This window comes from Lacinutrix neustonica, assembly GCF_026625145.1.
Taxonomy (GTDB): domain Bacteria; phylum Bacteroidota; class Bacteroidia; order Flavobacteriales; family Flavobacteriaceae; genus Lacinutrix; species Lacinutrix neustonica.
Map to the genome: position 1 here is coordinate 2,674,921 of NZ_CP113088.1, position 19,503 is coordinate 2,694,423.

At 36.1% G+C, this 19,503-nt stretch carries 10 protein-coding genes and 10 pseudogenes; 12 read left to right on the forward strand and 8 right to left on the reverse strand.

Translation table 11 applies throughout. The features are described 5' to 3' along the window. The first annotated feature begins 95 nt into the window (after positions 1–95). Positions 96–779, forward strand: a pseudogene (locus N7U66_RS14590) (response regulator transcription factor). Next, entirely contained in the window at positions 779–1,816 is a 1,038-nt protein-coding gene (locus tag N7U66_RS14595; protein WP_267675920.1) for a sensor histidine kinase, read from the forward strand. Before N7U66_RS14590 ends, N7U66_RS14595 begins: the two are co-directional and overlap by 1 nt. A gap of 32 nt (positions 1,817–1,848) precedes the next feature. Here the strand turns inward: N7U66_RS14595 and N7U66_RS14600 are convergent, their stop codons facing one another. Further along, positions 1,849–2,625 carry a glycosyltransferase gene (locus tag N7U66_RS14600; RefSeq protein ID WP_313791256.1) on the reverse strand — a complete coding sequence of 259 codons (777 nt, stop codon included), beginning with the start codon at positions 2,623–2,625 and terminating at the stop codon, positions 1,849–1,851. Continuing rightward, entirely contained in the window at positions 2,553–2,843 is a 291-nt protein-coding gene (locus N7U66_RS22120) for a hypothetical protein (RefSeq protein WP_313791257.1), read from the reverse strand. The genes N7U66_RS14600 and N7U66_RS22120 overlap by 73 nt, the downstream gene beginning before the upstream one ends. A gap of 90 nt (positions 2,844–2,933) precedes the next feature. On the opposite strand from N7U66_RS22120, the pseudogene trmB reads away from it, so the two are divergent. From trmB to N7U66_RS14640, 8 genes and pseudogenes are all read left to right on the forward strand, one after another. Then, positions 2,934–3,609: pseudogene (gene trmB, locus N7U66_RS14605) on the forward strand (tRNA (guanosine(46)-N7)-methyltransferase TrmB). Positions 3,610–3,611: 2 nt separating this feature from the next. Further along, entirely contained in the window at positions 3,612–4,241 is a 630-nt protein-coding gene (locus N7U66_RS14610; protein ID WP_267675921.1) for a LysE family translocator, read from the forward strand. A gap of 69 nt (positions 4,242–4,310) precedes the next feature. Continuing rightward, a pseudogene (locus tag N7U66_RS14615) lies at positions 4,311–4,631 on the forward strand (MGMT family protein); the annotation flags it as partial. A gap of 222 nt (positions 4,632–4,853) precedes the next feature. Next, on the forward strand, positions 4,854–5,990 hold the full coding sequence (locus N7U66_RS14620) for an Mrp/NBP35 family ATP-binding protein (RefSeq protein ID WP_267675922.1): 1,137 nt from the start codon (positions 4,854–4,856) through the stop codon (positions 5,988–5,990). A gap of 3 nt (positions 5,991–5,993) precedes the next feature. Then, positions 5,994–6,236 carry a NifU family protein gene (locus N7U66_RS14625; RefSeq protein ID WP_267675923.1) on the forward strand — a complete coding sequence of 81 codons (243 nt, stop codon included), beginning with the start codon at positions 5,994–5,996 and terminating at the stop codon, positions 6,234–6,236. A 65-nt stretch (positions 6,237–6,301) separates the two neighbouring features. Further along, positions 6,302–7,370, forward strand: a pseudogene (locus tag N7U66_RS14630) (NAD(P)/FAD-dependent oxidoreductase). Between the two features lie 72 nt (positions 7,371–7,442). After that, positions 7,443–7,735 (forward strand): annotated as a pseudogene (locus tag N7U66_RS14635) (ferredoxin). A 90-nt stretch (positions 7,736–7,825) separates the two neighbouring features. After that, a complete protein-coding gene (locus N7U66_RS14640) occupies positions 7,826–8,515 on the forward strand; it encodes a hypothetical protein (protein WP_267675924.1) in 690 nt (229 codons plus the stop codon). 10 nt (positions 8,516–8,525) lie between these two features. On the opposite strand, the pseudogene N7U66_RS14645 reads toward N7U66_RS14640, so the two are convergent. The 6 genes and pseudogenes from N7U66_RS14645 to N7U66_RS14670 all read right to left on the reverse strand — a co-directional run bounded on the left by N7U66_RS14645 (position 8,526) and on the right by N7U66_RS14670 (position 13,686). After that, positions 8,526–9,423 (reverse strand): annotated as a pseudogene (locus tag N7U66_RS14645) (metallophosphoesterase). Positions 9,424–9,462: 39 nt separating this feature from the next. Continuing rightward, positions 9,463–10,245 (reverse strand): SGNH/GDSL hydrolase family protein, encoded by a 783-nt coding sequence (locus N7U66_RS14650; RefSeq protein ID WP_267675925.1) that lies wholly within the window; start codon positions 10,243–10,245, stop codon positions 9,463–9,465. Positions 10,246–10,333: 88 nt separating this feature from the next. Next, positions 10,334–11,513 (reverse strand): annotated as a pseudogene (locus N7U66_RS14655) (acyl-CoA dehydrogenase family protein). A gap of 116 nt (positions 11,514–11,629) precedes the next feature. Next, positions 11,630–12,345: pseudogene (locus tag N7U66_RS14660) on the reverse strand (tRNA1(Val) (adenine(37)-N6)-methyltransferase). Positions 12,346–12,428: 83 nt separating this feature from the next. Then, positions 12,429–12,958: pseudogene (gene rimM, locus N7U66_RS14665) on the reverse strand (ribosome maturation factor RimM). A gap of 218 nt (positions 12,959–13,176) precedes the next feature. Next, positions 13,177–13,686 carry a 30S ribosomal protein S16 gene (locus tag N7U66_RS14670; RefSeq protein ID WP_267675926.1) on the reverse strand — a complete coding sequence of 170 codons (510 nt, stop codon included), beginning with the start codon at positions 13,684–13,686 and terminating at the stop codon, positions 13,177–13,179. A gap of 638 nt (positions 13,687–14,324) precedes the next feature. On the opposite strand from N7U66_RS14670, the gene N7U66_RS14675 reads away from it, so the two are divergent. Continuing rightward, a complete protein-coding gene (locus N7U66_RS14675) occupies positions 14,325–14,774 on the forward strand; it encodes a ferritin-like domain-containing protein (protein WP_267675927.1) in 450 nt (149 codons plus the stop codon). A gap of 169 nt (positions 14,775–14,943) precedes the next feature. Beyond that, positions 14,944–19,334 (forward strand): annotated as a pseudogene (dnaE, locus tag N7U66_RS14680) (DNA polymerase III subunit alpha). Positions 19,335–19,503 lie beyond the last annotated feature (169 nt).

A 19,503-nucleotide genomic window follows, 5' to 3' on the forward strand; every position in this document is an offset into this window, starting at 1 on the left:
ATTTGGAACTTCAATGTTAACATATTGTTATCAAAAGATGTTCTTTGAGATATTACTTTAATAATTTTATCTTTACGATTATAAATAGTCTCAAAATGAACAAAAAGGACATTACCATTTTATTAGTAGATGACGAGCCGAGATATATTAGAAATTGTATCTTATAATTTGTCTGCGGAAGGCTATAGAGTGATTACTGCTCGTAATGGAGTAGAAGGTGTTAAGAAAGCGAAAAAAGAGAAGCGTGAACTCATCGTCTTAGATGTCATGATGCCGTAAATGGATGGTATTGAAGCCTGTGAGCAAATTAGAAAAATCCCGAACTAAAACACACCATCATTACATTTCTTACCGCTAGGGGCGAAGATTATTCTCAAGTAGCTGGTTTTGATGCGGGGGCAGACGACTACATCACAAAACCGATTAAACCTAAGGTGTTAGTTAGCAAAGTTAAAGCCCTATTAAGACGGTTAAAAACGGAGGATGCTACTGCTGCCGAGGTGAGAATAGGAGACATTATCATTAATCGGGAAGAATACAAAGTGATTTTAAAAGGCAAAGAATTAATATTGCCAAGAAAAGAGTTTGAGCTTTTATCATTGTTGGCTTCAAAACCAGGAAAAGTATTTAAAAGAGGGGATATTTTAGATGCGGTTTGGGGCAACGAAGTGATTGTTGGTGGTCGAACTATAGATGTTCACATTAGGAAATTGAGAGAAAAAATAGGCGATCATTATTTAAAAACAACCAAAGGGGTAGGCTATAAGTTTGTTGAGTAATGCAAATAAAAAAATCATATAAATTTGCTTTAAAAACCACGTTTTTAATAACCCTTTTATTAACGCTCATCTTGAGCGTTTTTTTATCCATTTTTTATGAATTAAAATGGTATCCATTGCTTGCTTTTGCATTACTCTGCTACATTACATCATTTTTTGTTATTCAATACCGTGTTCAGAATTTTATCTATAAACGGGTAAAAAAAATATATGATGACTTAAAGTTGTTAGAATCTACTTCGTTTAAGAAAGAACGTATTACTACAGATATGGCAACATTAACGCAGGAAATTGATAAATATGCAAGAGATAAAAAAATAGAAATAGAAACTTTAAAAGTAAGAGAAGAGTATAGAAAAGAATTTTTAGGAAACGTTTCGCACGAATTAAAAACACCATTATTTACGGTTCAAGGGTATTTGGAAACCTTGATTGATGGTGCGGCCAACGACAAAAAAATTCGAGACAAATATCTCGACCGCGCTAATAAAGGGGTGGAAAGGCTCATCTATATTGTTAAAGATTTAGATATGATTACCAGCTTAGAAGTGGGGAATTTAAGTATGGAGTTAGAACATTTTGATATTGTCGCCCTTATAGAAAGTGTGTTCGACTTGTTTGAGATGAAAGCCCATAAAAAACGAATTTCGTTAACCTTTGATATAGATTATACAGCGCCTATTTTGGTCAAAGCAGATAAGGAAAAAATACAACAAGTATTAACCAACCTGATCGTAAATTCTATTAAATATGGGAGAGAAAAGGGAACCACAGAAGTAAGCATAGAAAATTTGATTAAAAACAAAGTGATTGTTCGCATAACAGACAATGGAGAAGGGATCGAAAAGAGGAATATTCCAAGGTTGTTTGAGCGCTTCTATCGTGTAGATAAAAGCGGTTCAAGAAAAGAAGGTGGCTCCGGTTTAGGCCTCGCTATTGTAAAGCATATTATTGAGGCTCACGATGAAAAAATATATATCGAAAGTGAATTTGGCGTGGGTAGCGAATTCTCATTCACTTTGGAAAAAGCGAAATAATGCTTTAAAATTTGTCGTATCACTATCTGTTTTTAATCCGAATAATGCTTTACTTTCTCTAGCATTTCAATCTTAAAATCATCTTGAGCACAAGTAGGTACCATTTTTAAATCATCAAAACGTTTCGCAAGATACTCTTGTTCAAATTGTCCTGGCGTAGGAATAAAAAAAGCTTTCTTGCCCATTTTAGCTAAATCCATAACGGTGGTATAGCCAGATCGAGAAAGTATAATCAAGCTATTGTTTATAGCGTACTGTAGTTCATTGCCCTTCATAAAATTATAATAACAGATTAAGCCGTCATGAGTAATGATTTGGTCGTTTTCAATAAGGCCTTGAACAAAAAGGACGGTCCCCTTGTACGCCTTTAATTCACTTGTTATTTTCTTTTCCAACAGTGTTCGGTGTGGTTCAGGTCCGGATAATAGCACCATTAAATCGTACTGCTTTTCTTGTTTCTGTACTTTAAGCCGACTTAAAGGGCCTAAATATTTTTTAATAATCGCTGTTTTGTTACTATGTCCTAGTTTCCCGCTTAAGTTGGGTTCAAACTCATGATCGGGAATCCAACAAACGTCAAATTTTTTAATTATATTTTGATGGATATTAGTGCTGAACCAAGTGGTGTTTCCGCTTAACACATTTAGTTGATGAGTAATAAAAACACAAGGCACTTTTCTATAATGTACTCCAAACCTATTGTCTGAAATAATACCATCAATTTTATACTTTTCAACTAAAAATTGTGTCCTTTTTTTTCTGCGTTTATAACTTTTAAAAGCTTTGGAATCTCTTTTATGAGCTTCCACTTCAATTGATACGCTTTTTTGGAATAGGTAACATGATAACTAGGTAGCTCTTCAAATGTTAATTTTGGAAATTCTTTCTTAAGTAAGGCTAAGGCAATACCATCACTAGCTATTACCGGTGTAAAGTCCTGTTGTATCAGCGCCTGAATTATGGGAATGCAACGTGTGGCATGGCCCAAACCCCAATTTAGTGGCGCAACTAGAATTCGTTTTTTCAAAAGTTAGCATTTAAAGTCCTAATTTCAAAGGTAATCATAATTGCACTCTCGTATAATTCCTTAATTTTACCAAAAAATTAAATTAAAGTAGTGGGAAGTAAGAATAAACTTAAACGATTTAACGAAAATGACACCTTTGCTAATGTCTTTCAACCAAAAAGAAATGAATTGGTGGATGCCCATTACAAATTAAAAGGGAATTGGAACGCACTCTATTTTAAAAACAACAACCCATTAGTTCTTGAATTGGGGTGTGGAAAAGGAGAATATTCTGTGGAACTGGCTAAAAAATATCCGAACAAAAATTTTATTGGTATTGATATAAAAGGGGCACGTTTTTGGAGGGGCGCTAAAACAGCGGTCGAAGAAAACATTTCAAACGTTGCTTTCTTAAGAACTCAAATTGAATTAGTGGATCATGCATTTGCGGCACATGAGGTGGATGAAATATGGATCACCTTTCCGGACCCGCAAATAAAATATAAGCGAACAAAACACAGAATGACAAACTCTGAATTTTTAAAACGCTATAAAACCATTTTAAAGCCTGATGGGATTATGAATTTAAAAACAGATAGTGAGTTTATGCATGGGTATACCCTAGGGTTGTTACATGGAGAAGGACATGAAGTGCTATATGCTAATCATAACGTCTATAAGCAAGAAGGTTCTCGCGGAAGAAGTTACAAGTATTCAAACCCATTACGAAAGTATCTATTTAGAGCAAAATAAACCAATTACGTATATTAGATTTAAAATCAAGTAAGAGTGGAAATTACAATCACCTTTGGACTAGGATTAGTGATAGCACTGCTGGGTGTTATTCCTCCTGGTTTACTCAATATGACTGCGGTAAAAGTTAGTATACAAGATGGTTATATTAGGGCAATCATGTTTTCTGTTGGTGTATGTACGATAGTCGTTGTTCAAACCTTAATCGCCTTGTTATTTGCTAGTTATTTAACCAATCATCCGGATATTACAGATGTTCTACAGCGTGTTGCTTTTGTTATTTTTGTTTTATTAACGATCTATTTTTTAGTTTTAGCCAATAAACAAACCACGCAGGATTTAGATCCCATTGTTAAAAGTAAGCGTGGTCTTTTTTTTCAGGGGATGCTTTTGTCTAGTTTAAATGTGTTTCCAATTCCATATCAAGCCTATATGGGCACGACATTAGCGACAGCTGGACTCTTGGTGTTAGATAAAACCAGTATTTTTTCTTATGTGGCAGGGGCGGCAACAGGAACATTTGTTATGTTATACGTGTACATCTTTTTTTTTAAACGCATTAAGAATAAAAAGTTTAGATCACAAAAAAACATAAACTACAGTATTGGCGTCATTACGGGAATCATTGCTGTAATTACGCTAATTAATATAATTAAAGAATGGTAGCATGAGGTATTGCTTTTAAAAGGACTTGCTATTCACTATAATAAAACAAGAGTGCTAACATGAAACCGTGAAACACTCAATTTCTTCGAAAAAGTCTACGAAGTAGCTAAACAAATTCCTTATGGGAAAGTTACAAGTTATGGAGCTATAGGAAACTACCTAGGTGCGCCAAGAAGCGCAAGAATGGTTGGTTATGCCATGAATGGTTCTCATGGTAGAGGTATTCCTGCCCATCGCGTAGTAAATCGACAGGGTTTGTTAACTGGGAAACATCATTTTGAAGGTACAAATTTGATGCAGCAACTTTTAGAAAGTGAAGGTATTGTTATTGTTGACAATCAAATTCAGAATTTTGACTCAGTCTATTGGGACCCGCTAACAGCCCTATAAATTTTCCTAATAGTAACATAAAAAAACTTAAAACGCCCCACTTCATTCTTCAATGTTTATGTAGTATATTTGCACTTTAGAATAAATCTAAATTAGTAAAATTCACTTTTTAAAAGCGAGGTGTAATAAAAGATGTGCATTAAACATAGGGCCATAACTAATGAAGGCACCCTAAATCTAATTTAATAATTAAAAGGATATTCCTTTTTGCAAGGAAAGCGTATGAAATTTACAAAGCAAGACATATTAAAAGCACTTGAAACTATTACAGTGCCTGGGGAAGGACAGAATATGGTGGAAAGTGGCGCGGTTAAAAACGTAGTCACATTTGCAGATGAGGTGATCGTGGATATTACGATTACGAATCCTGCATTACAGGCACGTAAGAAAACAGAAGTTGAAATACTTAAAGCCATACATGAAAAAGTATACAACAAAGCCCAGGTAAAAGTTAACATGACTGTTAATGCTCCAGCAAAAACTGAAACGAACCAGATTAAAGGCAACAAAATTCCTGGTATTCAAAACATAGTAGCTGTGGCCTCAGGGAAAGGTGGTGTTGGTAAGTCTACAGTAACGGCAAACCTAGCCGTTTCATTGTCTAAAATGGGCTTTAAAGTAGGTGTTTTAGATGCGGACATTTATGGGCCATCCATGCCTATTATGTTCGATGTTGAAATGGAAAAACCATTATCGGTTACCGTTGATGGGAAATCTAAAATGAAACCTGTAGAAAGCTATGGGGTTAAAATACTCTCTATTGGGTTCTTTACAAAACCAGATCAAGCAGTGGTTTGGAGAGGCCCTATGGCATCAAAAGCGCTAAATCAAATGATTTTTGATGCGGCTTGGGGTACACTCGATTTCTTATTAATCGATTTACCTCCTGGAACTGGTGACATTCATTTAAGTATCATGCAATCACTGCCTATCACAGGTGCTGTTGTCGTGAGTACACCACAAAATGTCGCTTTAGCAGATGCTAAAAAAGGCGTGGCCATGTTTCAGCAAGAAAGTATTAACGTTCCAGTTTTAGGAATCATTGAGAACATGGCGTATTTTACGCCGGACGAATTGCCAAATAATAAATATTACATCTTCGGAAAAGAAGGTGCCAAGCATTTAGCTGAAGATTTAAATGTCCCCCTTTTAGGTGAAATACCACTAGTACAAAGCATTCGAGAAGCAGGAGATATTGGTCGACCAGCAGCATTACAAACCGGAACAACATTAGAAAAAGCCTTTGAAAAGTTAACGCAAAATATTGTTCAAGAAGTCGTGAACCGTAACACGGATTTACCACCAACTGAAGCAATAAAAATCACAACAATGGCTGGGTGTTCAGCAGTTAAAAAATAAGAGATGACAACAGAAGAACTAAGACTAAATGTAGAAAAAGCGCTCGATGAAATTCGTCCGTTTTTACAAAGTGATGGTGGGGACATCTCTTTATTGTCCATTGAAAATGATACCTTGGTTAAAGTTCAGTTAGAAGGGGCTTGCGTTGGTTGCAGTGTAAACCAGATGACACTGAAATCTGGTGTTGAAATGACCATTAAAAAGTATGCACCTCAAATTGAAACGGTCATTAATGTTGAAGCTTAAAATATTATTCATTGGATCTATTTAAACCATCCAACAGTTGAATGACTTCCTGAAATTAAAAATTCATGATTAAAACAGATATACTCATTATAGGCGCAGGGCCTACAGGCTTATTCACAGTATTTGAAGCTGGGTTATTAAAATTAAAATGTCACTTAATTGATGCGTTGCCTCAACCGGGAGGACAGTGTTCAGAAATTTATCCTAAAAAACCCATTTACGATATTCCTGCCTATCCTGAAATTTTAGCCGGTGATTTAACCGAAAGACTTTTAGAACAATGTAAGCAGTTCGAACCTGGTTTTACTTTAGGAGAACGTGCAGAAACGATTGTAAAACAAGAGGATGGTAGTTTTATTGTGACTACAAATAAAGGGACCAAACACCAAGCGCCAGTAGTGGCAATCGCGGGTGGTTTAGGTAGCTTTGAACCTAGGAAACCCTTAATTCATAATCTCAAGGATTTCGAAGATAAAGGGGTCGAATATATTATTAAAGACCCTGAAATTTATAGGAATAAAAAAGTGGTTATCGCTGGTGGCGGTGACTCGGCATTAGATTGGAGTATTTTCTTAAGTGATGTTGCTAAACAAGTCACCTTAATTCATAGACGAAATGAATTTCGAGGCCATTTAGATTCTGTAGATAAAGTGCAAGAGTTAAAAAATGCGGGTAAAATTAAGTTGATAACTCCAGCTGAAGTCATCGGGATTGTAGGTGATTATGAGCTAAAAGCAGTTGTGGTTAAAGAGTCTGATAACATTCATATTGAAAAAGAATACGAGTTGGAATGTGACCATTTTATTCCTTTGTTTGGATTATCTCCTAAATTAGGCCCCATAGCCAATTGGGGATTAGAGATCGAAAAAAATGCCATTAAAGTGGATAATAGTTTAGATTATCAAACCAATATTCCAGGTATTTTTGCTATTGGAGACGTCAATACCTATCCTGGAAAGCTAAAGTTAATTCTTTGTGGCTTTCATGAAGCCACATTAATGTGCCAGTCGGCGTATCAAATTATAAATCCAGGAAAACGCTATGTTATGAAATATACAACAGTCTCTCGGTGTTGATGGTTTTGATGGTACAAGAAAAGAAGCCCCAAAAGCGGTGGTCAAAAAAATTGAATAGCTTTGTTAGTTTCAACTAGGTTTTTTGATCTCTAGCCGGAACTACTTACGAAAAAATAAAATAGATTAACGTTTGGAACAGGACATAAACATAACAATTACAGATAGAGAAGGAGTTACTCATAAAATTCAAGCGCCTACAGATATGGCGATGAATTTAATGGAAGTGGTACGCGCTTTTGAATTGGCCGAGGAAGGTACTATAGGTGTTTGTGGAGGAATGGCCATGTGTGCGTCTTGTCAATGTTACGTTACAAGTAGCACAAAATTACCGAAATGCAAGACGATGAAGAAGCGATGCTTTCAGAGGCTTTTCATGTTAAAGAGAATTCACGGTTAGGGTGTCAAATACAAATGACACCGTAAATGGAGGGATTAGAAGTTGCGTTGGCACCTGAGAGTTGATTTTTTCTGTTGTAAACTTGATGTAACACCCACTTTTTTAAATATTTAAGAATGAAAGTTTTAAAGCTATTTTTAGTGTTGGTATTTTTTTTAGGTTGTTCTAAAAATGAAAACATCAAGCAATTTGAAACAGTATTAGGTAAAGAAAATAGTGAAACATTAACTTATCTAGTTGAAGGTTTTGAAAATGATTTTCTAAAAAAACAATATCCTGAGTTAAATACTAAAAAAGCATATCGGCAGTTTTTAATTGATTTAAGAGCCGAAAGCCAAGATACTCGGGAGAAATTTTTTAAAGTAAACCGGAACATTTTTGATAGTAGTACATTGAAGTTAGAAATGTATTGTGTTCCAGATTCTGTGTGGATTACAAAAAGTAAGGATAGCCTTACAAAGGGTGGGAGTGTATCTTTCATAAGAACGAACTATATTTGTGCTTCAACAGATGACAACCTTCATACTATAGAATCATCTTCGTCAATGCTGGGTTATGAAGGACTGACCAAAGATTCCATAGTTAAAATATTTAAAAATAGATTAAAGCCTAATCTTTTCGGTAAATATTCTAAGGCTTTAGAATCAATGCCTAATAAATCACAATTTTTAGAAAATTTTATTCGAGAAAGACAATCGATGTTGTCATTGGGTTATTATCATGCCACTAATAGAATGATATATAATAATGCAGATTTTGACGATTACTTTATTAAAAGACTTGTAATCACAGACATCGTTTATTGAAAACCTATAATTATTCAGTTTTATAGTCGCTCAATGCTATTGGTCCTTCAAGTAAAACACGGACAATTTTTAAAGTGCCATCATCAGAAGTTGAGACCTGCCATTTAATTAAAGAAATCGCTGCATTTTCAATTTCAATCCCTGTAATACTCCTAGGGTGAACACAACTCCCGTCATTAAAAAAAGCAATGTCTCCAGGTTCGGAAAACGTGGCCTGTGTGTGTGGCCAACGACTGTCATTAAGTTGTTTTTTTTAATGATCCATTTTTTTGTTTTACGCTCTATTTTTATGAGTTCCTTGTAGTTTTTTGCTGGACTTGTAGGGTCTGCAATTCCCATAACATTTAAAGGCTTCCGAGTACTCTAACCATAAAGCGACTCCACTTCCGTAATAAATAATTCCACCAATCGGCTTGATGGCCATGTGTTAAAAATATTTCTTGCGCCGTGATAGCATGTTTTAAAATAATGCCTTCATGGTAATTTATATCTCCAAATAATTCGACGTCTTTGTCTAATTTTTTGTCAAAGTAAGTAGATAAATGTTTTTCAACATAGCGGGGGTCTCTATAAACCATATCATGGTTTCCCCAAATCATATGCAAACGGTTTTGTTGATGAAATAACTTTAGCAATAAATACACGTTTTTATGTGCGTAGAAAATGGAGTTAAAAGATAAGTTTTCCCATAACTCGTCTCCATCTCCCAATTCGCAATAGGTGAATCCCTCGGCATAATAGTGTTTTAAAGCGTGAAAGTAGATGTTTCTATTGTTAGAAAAGTCATCAGCAAAGCTATTGTCTCCCCTATGGCAGTCGCTAAAGAGTACGATCTTACTGTCATTGTCAAACGCAACTATTTTAGCTTCTTCATAAGCTCGGTCCAATCTCTTTTTTGCTGAAAACATAGTGTTGTGTTTTCAACGAAATTAACTAAAAAATACAACTTAATTAGTTACTAGTGGTAAGACGTCAGGGAGTAGTCTTTCCACAAATCTGCTGTATGCAATTTTAGAAGGGTGTAAGCCGTCAGGTGCAACCAGGTTGGGCTGTGCAATGCCTTGTCGAGTAATGTCTGTAATATGTACAAATTTAACTTCATTTTGGTTGCAATAATTTTCAGCAAACGCATTGTAGGTATCTATTTCTTCAGAAATTTGTGGGTCCTCATTACCAAAGGGGGTGTAAGCGTAATCAGGAATTGATAATACGATGACATTAGTCTTGTTTCCGTTGGCTAAAAATATAGCTTTATCAAGAAGTAATGGGAACTCTGTCTCATAAAGCTCGAAAGGTTTATTTTGATATTGATTGTTTACACCAATTAATAAGGTTACTAAGTCATAATTGGAATAAACAGCTTGTGTATTGACGGCATTAATTAAATTCGTCGTCGTCCATCCTGTTTGAGCAATTATATCGACAGAAAATGGAATGCTATCCAAATTTCTAGTCAAACTATCTTGTAATTGAACAGGAAAATTACAAGTACTACAGACACTTTGTCCAATGGTATAGCTATCACCCAAGCTTAATATTTTGAAAGCCTCATTATCAATTATGGTTTCATCCTCTTCAATAACAATCTCCAAAGTATTAGGTGTTTCTTCGAGATAGGTGTTTGTTAGATTGTCTGATATTTCAGAATCACTTTCTATATCTGTTTTGCTACATGAGTTTAACAAACTTAGACACAACACACACGCAAACATCAAATTTAAATTTTTCATAAGGCTTAAAAGTAATAAAGGGCATAATATGATTTTTTGTTCAATCACACACCATGTATTTACGTAATTAAGCCTTTAATGGTTTTTACTATTTGAAGGCGTTAAGTCCAGTCACATCTAAACCTGTAATTAATAAGTGAATGTCGTGTGTACCTTCATATGTCACGACGCTTTCTAGGTTCATCATGTGTCTCATTATCGAATATTCACCACTAATTCCCATGCCGCCTAACATTTGTCTCGGCATCACGAGCTATGGTAAGTGCCATATCTACATTATTACGCTTAGCCATAGAAATTTGTGCTGAGGTGGCTGTACCGTTTTCACGCATGACTCCTAAACGCCAAGCTAAAAGCTGTGCTTTAGTGATTTCGGTAATCATTTCGGCTAATTTCTTTTGTTGTAGTTGAAACTGTCCAATAGGTTTCCCAAATTGCATACGTTCTTTACTATAACGCAAGGCTGTATCGTAACAGTCCATAGCGGCTCCTATTGCGCCCCATGCGATACCAAAACGGGCAGAATCTAAACAGCCAAGTGGCGCTCCTAAACCAGATTTGTTAGGCAATAAGTTTTCCTTAGGTACTTTTACATTGTCAAAAATAAGTTCACCTGTAGCACTTGCACGAAGGGACCATTTATTATGGGTCTCCGGGGTTGTAAAGCCTTCCATGTCTCGTTCCACTATTAAACCATGAATACGGCCTTCTTCATTTTTAGCCCAAACAACGGCAACATTACAAAAGGGTGAATTTGAAATCCACATTTTTGCACCGTTTAAAAGGTAATGGTCTCCCATATCTTTAAAATTTGTGACCATGCCTGCTGGGTTAGACCCATGATCTGGCTCAGTTAAACCAAAACTACCAATCCATTCACCACTTGCTAATTTTGGTAGGTATTTTTGGCGTTGTGCTTCATTTCCGTATTTCCAAATAGGGTACATGACTAAAGAGGATTGCACCGATGCCGTACTGCGTACACCGGAATCACCTCGCTCAATTTCCTGCATAATTAATCCATAAGAAATTTGATCTAAACCAGCACCACCATATTCCTCAGGAATGTAAGGTCCAAAAGCACCAATCTCAGCGAGTCCACTAATAATAGACTTAGGGAATTCAGCTTTTTGAGCCGCTTCCTCGATAATTGGAGAAACGTCACGCTTTACCCATTCTCTAGCAGCATCACGCACTAATTTATGTTCGTCAGTTAAAAGTTCGTCAAGATTATAATAATCAGGGGCTTCGAATAAATCTGGTTTCATATATATGTATTATGTCTTCAAAATTGAGAAATTCTCAAAATAAAAGGTGTTATTTTATAAGTGTCACAAAAATAATGAAATCTATAGCATTGCCCAATTTTTAAACTGAAATAAGTTTACATTTTTAGATAAAACGCTTTTGTTAAATTCATGTAGTCTTCTGTGTAGTCGTGTCTTGCATTTTCAATAACGAGTTCGGTGGTATTTATAAGACTTTCGTGGAAGGACATTTCGAGTAGTGTCCGTTTTATTTCCGAATTTACATTGCCCTTAACACGCGTGCGTTTGTTAACTTTTAGATGCATAGCTGAAGCTAGAGCTATAAATTTTTCTTCTTCCTTAAATGGAATAATAGTGCAAAAAACACCATCTTTCATTAATAATTTTGATACACTCTCTATAAGATGTTCAAAGGGCATAGCGTCTTGAAAACGGGCTAAATCCCGTGATGTATTTTCGGTCTTATAGTCTTCGGAATAGAAGGGGGGTTACAAACAATTAGATCGTATTGATCTTCAATTTCATCTGTAAATTCTGCTAAATCGGCATGATAGCAGAAGAGTCGGTCGCGCCATTGGGACGCTTCAAAGTTGTCAACACATTGTTCATAGGCCTTTTCGTCAATCTCTAAAGCATCTATTACTTCTGCTTGACAACGTTGGGCAAGCATTAATGATAAAATCCCCGTCCCTGCTCCAATATCCAGCGTGGCAAATGGTTGCTTTTCTACGGTTGCCCAAGCGCCAAGTAAAACACCGTCTGTTCCAATTTTCATGGCGCATTGGTCTTGATTTACAGTAAAATTTTTAAATTTAAAAGGGTGGTTGCTCATAAGGTTGGCATTCTTAAGACGTCAGGAATCTATTTAAAGTGAGATATTATTTTAAATTCCTCTCTTGGGGAGAGTAATACATGTTATTCTTCTAAATATAAATCTATAAGTCCTTCAGGGGTATCTACAAAAATAATCTTATTTACTTTGTCCACTTTCAAAATGAACGCATCATTCATGGGGATTAAAATTTCTGTACCCTCTCTATCTATTTCAAAGAGCGATTGAGACGTCGAGTCATTGACGCCTTTAATGGTTCCAACAGGGCCAAAATGCTTGTCTTCGACTTTAAATCCAATAATCTCGTGAAAGTAAAATTTGTTATCTTCTAGTTCAGGTAAAAAAGATAACGGGAGGTAACAGTCGCTTTTTATAAGCGCATCAGCATCAGCTTCGCTATCAACATCTTCAAATTTAATGCGTAGTAATTCACTTTTGTGTAACTGAGAGCTTTCTAGGAAAAACGGAATCAAATTGCCGCGTAAATCAATAAATATAGAATCCGATTCTCATATAAATCAGGTTCGTCTGTATCTAATTTAATTAAAAGTTCTCCTTTAAAACTGTACTTTTTTACAATTTTACCTAAAAAAAAGCATTCTTCTTTAGTCATAATTAAAATAATCTATAGGTCACTTCGAGCGCAGTCGCAGTGAAATTCCTAAATAAACAATACGGCTTCGATTGCGCTTAGCCGGATAGCACTATTAAATAACAAAGGATCTTCCTCAATGTGTCTGTTCAATATAATATTCTATCTAAAATACTATTTTACATAAAAAAAACTCCGATAGTAGCTATCGGAGTTTAAAAGTATAAAAAATTAATTTTCTATTCTTCTTCGTTTGAAGCTGCTTCAGCCGGAGCTTCTTCAGCAACTGTTTCTTCAACAACTGGTGCAGCTGCCGCGATTCTTGCTTCATTTGCTGCTTTTTCAGCTTCAAATGCTTTAGCTTTAGCTTCCGCTTCTGCTTTAGATAAGCCCTCTTTTTTGGCGTCTACTTTTCCAGTTTTTTCCTCCAACCAAGTTGCGAATTTCTTCTCAGCTTGTTCTTCAGTTAAAGCCCCTTTACGAACACCACCTGCAAGGTGATTTTTCAATAAAGCGCCTTTGTAAGATAATAATGCTTTGGCTGTATCAGTTGGTTGTGCACCATTCTGTAGCCATTTTACTGCGCCATCAACATCCAATTCGATTGTTGCTGGGTTAGTGTTTGGATTATAAGCACCTAATTTCTCTAGGTATTTACCATCTCTTTTCGCGCGAGCATCTGCTGCTACGATCCAGTAATAAGGTTTTCCTTTCTTACCGTGTCTTTGTAATCTTATTTTTACAGGCATAAAAATTAATTTGTGAGGTACGCGACCTCTATTATTAATAAGGGCGCAAAGATACAATATTTATTTAAATATCAAGTTTTTAGTTCAAATCAATGCGCGTTTTAATTCTTCTTATTTTTTTCTGTTTTTATTGTGTTGAAGAACGATAAAGTAACACACTTTTTTAGTGGTGTTCTGTGGGTTTGCTTGTCCATAGTCATCACTCTGGGTGAAAGTGTTTTGCTGTTTTAAATGGATGCCAGTCAAATACTAGAATTTATTTGGGTTACGTTTTACTATTATTTTAATATAATGACTTAGGTTTTAAACGGCTGTTCTTAAAAATGCACCTCTTATTCTGTAACGTCCTAACCAACACCCATTTTCAATGTTAAAAAATTTAAAAATTATCAATGATACTTTTAGCGATGATCATATTCTATATTCTCAATGTCTTAATCTTAGCATTCAACAATTTGTTGATCTATTGGGTGGGTTGTTTGCATTATTGTTAAAAATTCTTAAAGAGGAGGAAAATACTCACAAAGTGTGTTAAATCACTTGACATCAGCTCTCTTTTGCTGTATATTGAAACTGTTGATGTGAAACAATACGCATCTTAAAAGAAGGTATTGAAATTTAAAATGATAAAAGATATTATGAAGTACACAGAAGAAATTTCAAACAAATTAAACGAATTATTAGTAAAGAATTATGATGCCGAGAAAGGCTATATTGATGCTTATAATACTGTTGAAAGTAACGATTTAAAAATGTTCTTTAAGCGCAGGGCTTCAGAAAGAAGCGACTTCGCCAAAGAATTGAGAACAGAAATCTTACAATATGGACAAATTCCAACGGACTCCGGTTCTTTTAAAGGAACCATGCATAGAAATTGGATGAATTTAAAAGCGACGTTCACATCGAATGATGATGAAGCGATTTTAGAAGAAGCCATTAGAGGTGAGGAGGCCAGTCTCGAGGAATATAACGAATTGATTACCGAAAAGAATTTGCCGCCAACTATAGACAGTTTGATTGCGAAGCATAGAAATGCTATACAAGCAGCGATTAATACTGAAAAAGCAAAATTAGAGCTCGTGTCATAATACACAATATTTGCTATGAAAAGAAAGAAAGTCAATGGGATACATTGGCTTTCTTTTTGTTTACAACTGTTTATAACTTTAGTTTTTAAAAAGAAACAATTTTGCCTATTTTTATAGGCTACGTTTACTTTTTTTAAACAACTGAATAACAATACTCTAAACTCAAAGAATGTACTTAATTTTCGATACAGAAACCACAGGTCTGCCTAAACGCTGGGATGCTCCAATCACAGATACAGATAATTGGCCAAGATGTATCCAGATTGCATGGCAATTACACGATGCTATGGGCAATTGCATCGAAAGCCAAGATTATTTGGTAAAACCAGAGGGTTTTAATATTCCTTATGATGCCGAAAAAATTCATGGTATTTCTACTGAGTTAGCTCAAGAGCAGGGCATTGCATTAATCGATGTTTTAGAGAAATTTAATATCGCTTTAAGTAAAACCAAATTTGTTGTTGGTCAAAATGTGAAGTTTGATTTAAACATTATGGGTGCTGAATTCGTTCGTGAGAACGTTGTAAACCAACTTCAGGAGTTGCCTGTTTTAGACACTTGTACAGAGTATACTGCGGCGTTGTGTCAAATTCCAGGGGGGCGTTATGGTAAATTTAAGCTTCCCACGCTAACCGAGTTACATCAGCACTTATTCAACCAGCCCTTTGCCGAAGCGCATAACGCTACTGCAGATGTGGAAGCAACGACACGTTGCTTTTTGGAACTCATTAGAAGACAAGAATATACCAAAGAACAGTTAGACGTTACGCCGAGTATTTTGAGAATTTCTCTGAAGCCAACCCGAAGCCTATAAAACTCATCGGATTAAAGCACATCAATCTCAAGCAGGAAAGTGCTAAAATTCATGCTAGGCTACAAAAAGCTGAAACCAGTGATATTTCTTCCGAAGAGATAAAAGAAAACATAAAGGAATTACAAGAGGTAGATTTTGTGCATTTACATAATCACTCGCAGTTTTCTGTGCTACAATCGACCATGAGTGTTGTAGATATTGTAGCCGTTGCAGCAGAAAACAATATGCCTGCTGTGGCATTAACCGATCATGCCAACATGATGGGCGCTTTTCACTTTGTCAACGCAGTAAATAAGCACAACGAAGGGATTAAAGCAAAAACGGAAGTCGCACAAGCTGAAGGGAAAACGACAAATGCAAAAATGATCAAGCCCATTATTGGTTGTGAATTTTTTGTTTGCGAAGACCATTTAGACAAAACCGAGAAAAGATAATGGGTATCAAATTGTTCTCATTGCAAAAAACAAAACGGGCTATCATAATCCGGCTAAATTGTCGTCCCATGCTTTTGTAAATGGGTTCTATTACTTACCTAGAATTGATAAAAAACTAATTCAAGAGTATAAGGAAGATTTAATTTGCTTAACCGGAAACCTATATGGAGAGGTCCCAAGTAAAATTTTAAATGTTGGTGAAAATCAAGCAGAAGAGGCGTTGATTTGGTGGAAAGAACAGTTTCAAGACGATTTATATATTGAATTAATGCGTCACAATCAGGAAGATGAAAACCGAGTGAATCCAACACTTATCAAGTTTTCGGAAACACATAACATTAAACTGGTTGCGACAAATAACACCTATTACGCCAAAAAGGAAGATGCCAATGCTCATGATATTTTATTGTGTGTTAAAGATGGTGAAAAACAGGCCACACCCATAGGTAGAGGTCGTGGTTATCGCTATGGTATGCCAAACCAAGAGTACTATTTTAAGTCGGCAGAGGCCATGAAAAACATCTTTAAAGATGTACCTGAAGCGATCAGTAATGTGCAAGAAGTGGTAGATAAGATCGAAGGCTTTCAATTGGCACGAGATGTACTATTACCTGCATTTGATATTCCGCAAGAGTTTGTTAATAAAGACGATGAAACGGATGGCGGAAAAAGAGGGGAGAATGCGTTTTTGCGTCATTTAACCTTTGAAGGCGCAAAGAAACGTTATGGAGAAACACTTAGCGATGAGGTTACCGAACGTTTGGATTTTGAACTTAGCGTTATTGAAAACACGGGGTATCCGGGTTATTTTCTAATTGTAGAAGATTTTATCCGTGAAGCACGTAATATGGACGTGTCGGTAGGTCCAGGACGTGGTTCGGCTGCAGGTTCGGTGGTGGCGTATTGTTTATGGATAACCAATATCGATCCTTTAAAGTATAATTTGCTTTTTGAGCGTTTTTTAAATCCCGATCGTGTGAGTATGCCGAGATATTGACATCGATTTTGATGATGAAGGGAGAAGTCGTGTGATGGATTATGTGATTGAAAAGTACGGTAGCAATCAAGTAGCACAAATTATTACTTACGGGACGATGGCGGCAAAATCCTCCATAAGGGATACCGCGCGTGTTTTAGATTTGCCATTATTTGATGCCGATAGAATAGCCAAGTTAATCCCAACGATGTCTAAGTTGGGTAAGATTTTTGGTTTAAGTGAAAAAGAGTTAGCCTCTAAATTTAGAGCTGAAGATTTAGAAAAAGTCAACGAGCTTTTAAACATTTCTGAGGGTGATGACCTACAGGCTGAAACCGTTAATTTAGCCGTGAATCCTGGAAGGATCGGTTAGAAATACTGGTATCCACGCCTGTGGTGTAATTATTACACCCGATGACATTACTAAATTCGTACCGGTAGCAACCGCAAAAGATTCTGATTTATATGTCACGCAATTCGATAACTCGGTTGTTGAGGACGCAGGATTGTTGAAAATGGATTTTTTGGGGCTTAAAACCCTGACGTTAATCAAGGACACCGTAAAAATTGTAAAAGCCAAGCATGATATACTATTAGACCCCGATAGTTTTCCACTGGATGATGATAAGACCTATGAATTGTTTCAAAGAGGCGAAACGGTTGGTGTCTTCCAGTATGAATCGCCAGGGATGCAAAAGCATTTAAAAGATTTAAAGCCTACGGTTTTCGATGATTTAATTGCCATGAATGCCCTGTATCGTCCTGGGCCAATGGAATACATCCCGAGTTTCGTTCGCAGAAAACATGGCGATGAAGATATTGAGTACGATTTGCCAGCTATGGAAGAATACCTTAAGGAAACTTATGGTATTACGGTCTACCAAGAGCAAGTGATGTTGCTTTCGCAAAAGTTAGCAGATTTCACCAAAGGTGAAGCCGATGTTTTGCGGAAAGCCATGGGGAAAAAGCAGATTGCGGTGCTCGATAAAATGAAACCAAAATTCATAGAGCAAGCCAGTGCTAAAGGTCATGATGCTAAGAAATTGGAAAAAATGCGGAAGGATTGGGAAGCCTTTGCGAGTTATGCTTTTAATAAATCCCACTCCACGTGTTATGCTTGGATAGCCTATCAAACCGCTTATTTAAAAGCACATTACCCAGCAGAATACATGGCTGCAGTATTGTCAAACAATATGAACGACATCAAGCAGGTGACCTTTTTTATGGAAGAATGTAAACGGATGAAGCTACCTGTTTTAGGTCCGGATGTTAATGAATCTTACTACAAGTTTTCTGTAAATAAAGACAATGCCGTGCGTTTTGGTATGGGGGCAATTAAAGGTGTTGGGCATGGTGCAGTAATGACTATTGTTGAAAACCGAAAAAAAGAGGGGCACTATAAATCTATTTTTGATTTAGCGAAACGTATCGATTTGCGGGCTGCCAACAAAAAAGCGTTTGAAAATTTAGCCTTGGCGGGTGGTTTTGATTGTTTTGAAGACACGCACAGAGCCCAGTACTTTCAAAAAGAAGGAGGGGACTTAACCTTTTTAGAAAAGGCGATAAAATATGGCGCAAAACATCAAGAGAATGAAAACTCATCACAAGTGAGTCTCTTTGGGGCGGCCAGCGATATTCAAATTGCAGAGCCCCTAGTGCCACCATGTGAAACTTGGGGAACCATGGAAAAACTGGCGCAAGAACGAGAAGTGGTAGGCGTATACATTTCGGGGCATCCACTAGATGATTTTAGAACCGAAATGAAGAGTTTCTGTACAGGAACTATTGCATACTTTAACGATTTAAACCCTCACGTGAATAAGGAAATCACTTTTGGAGGTGTAGTGACCGATGTACAGCACCGGGTGAGTAAACAAGGAAAAGGTTGGGCCATGTTTACTATTGAAGATTATACAGATACTTTTGAATTTCGAATTTTTGGCGAGGAGTATTTAAAACACCGTCATTTTTTAATGAAAAACAACTTTGTACACGTCAAAACTTTTGTAAGAGAAGGTTGGGTGAATAGAGATACCGGTAAAAAGAGTGATCCACGATTGCAGTTTAATAGTTTTCAACTCTTGCATGATGTTATGGATAAGTATGTAAGAAAGCTGTCCATACAATTAAATATTAAAGAGCTGGAATCTAATAAAATTAGAAACTTGAAAGAACTTATAGCGATGCACCCAGGAAGTCATCTGCTCGATTTTGTGGTATATGATAATCGAGAGCAAATTAAACTTGAAATGCCAAGCCGAAAACAAAAGATTAAAGTGAGTCAGGAATTATTGAGTGAGTTGGAGGAGCAGCAGGTATATTATAAGTTGAACTAAGCTTCCGCGTTCATTTGCTTATAAGGATAGACAACCTGCAATTGTGTAGGCGTTGATAAGGCATCCTTTATGTAGGGGTATAAATAAAAATAAGACATGTCAATAGTGTTATAAGTTAAACAAATAATAAGATTATAAGCTTTGGCAGAATTTTTGACTAAATTTGTAT

Coding starts and splice junctions, on each gene's coding strand:
- N7U66_RS14595 (WP_267675920.1), top strand. CDS start 779: ATGCAAATAAAAAAATCATATAAATTTGCTTTAAAAACCACGTTTTTA.
- N7U66_RS14640 (WP_267675924.1), top strand. CDS start 7,826: ATGAAAGTTTTAAAGCTATTTTTAGTGTTGGTATTTTTTTTAGGTTGT.
- N7U66_RS14625 (WP_267675923.1), top strand. CDS start 5,994: ATGACAACAGAAGAACTAAGACTAAATGTAGAAAAAGCGCTCGATGAA.
- N7U66_RS14675 (WP_267675927.1), top strand. CDS start 14,325: ATGAAGTACACAGAAGAAATTTCAAACAAATTAAACGAATTATTAGTA.
- N7U66_RS14670 (WP_267675926.1), bottom strand. CDS start 13,686: ATGCCTGTAAAAATAAGATTACAAAGACACGGTAAGAAAGGAAAACCT.
- N7U66_RS14620 (WP_267675922.1), top strand. CDS start 4,854: ATGAAATTTACAAAGCAAGACATATTAAAAGCACTTGAAACTATTACA.
- N7U66_RS14650 (WP_267675925.1), bottom strand. CDS start 10,245: ATGAAAAATTTAAATTTGATGTTTGCGTGTGTGTTGTGTCTAAGTTTG.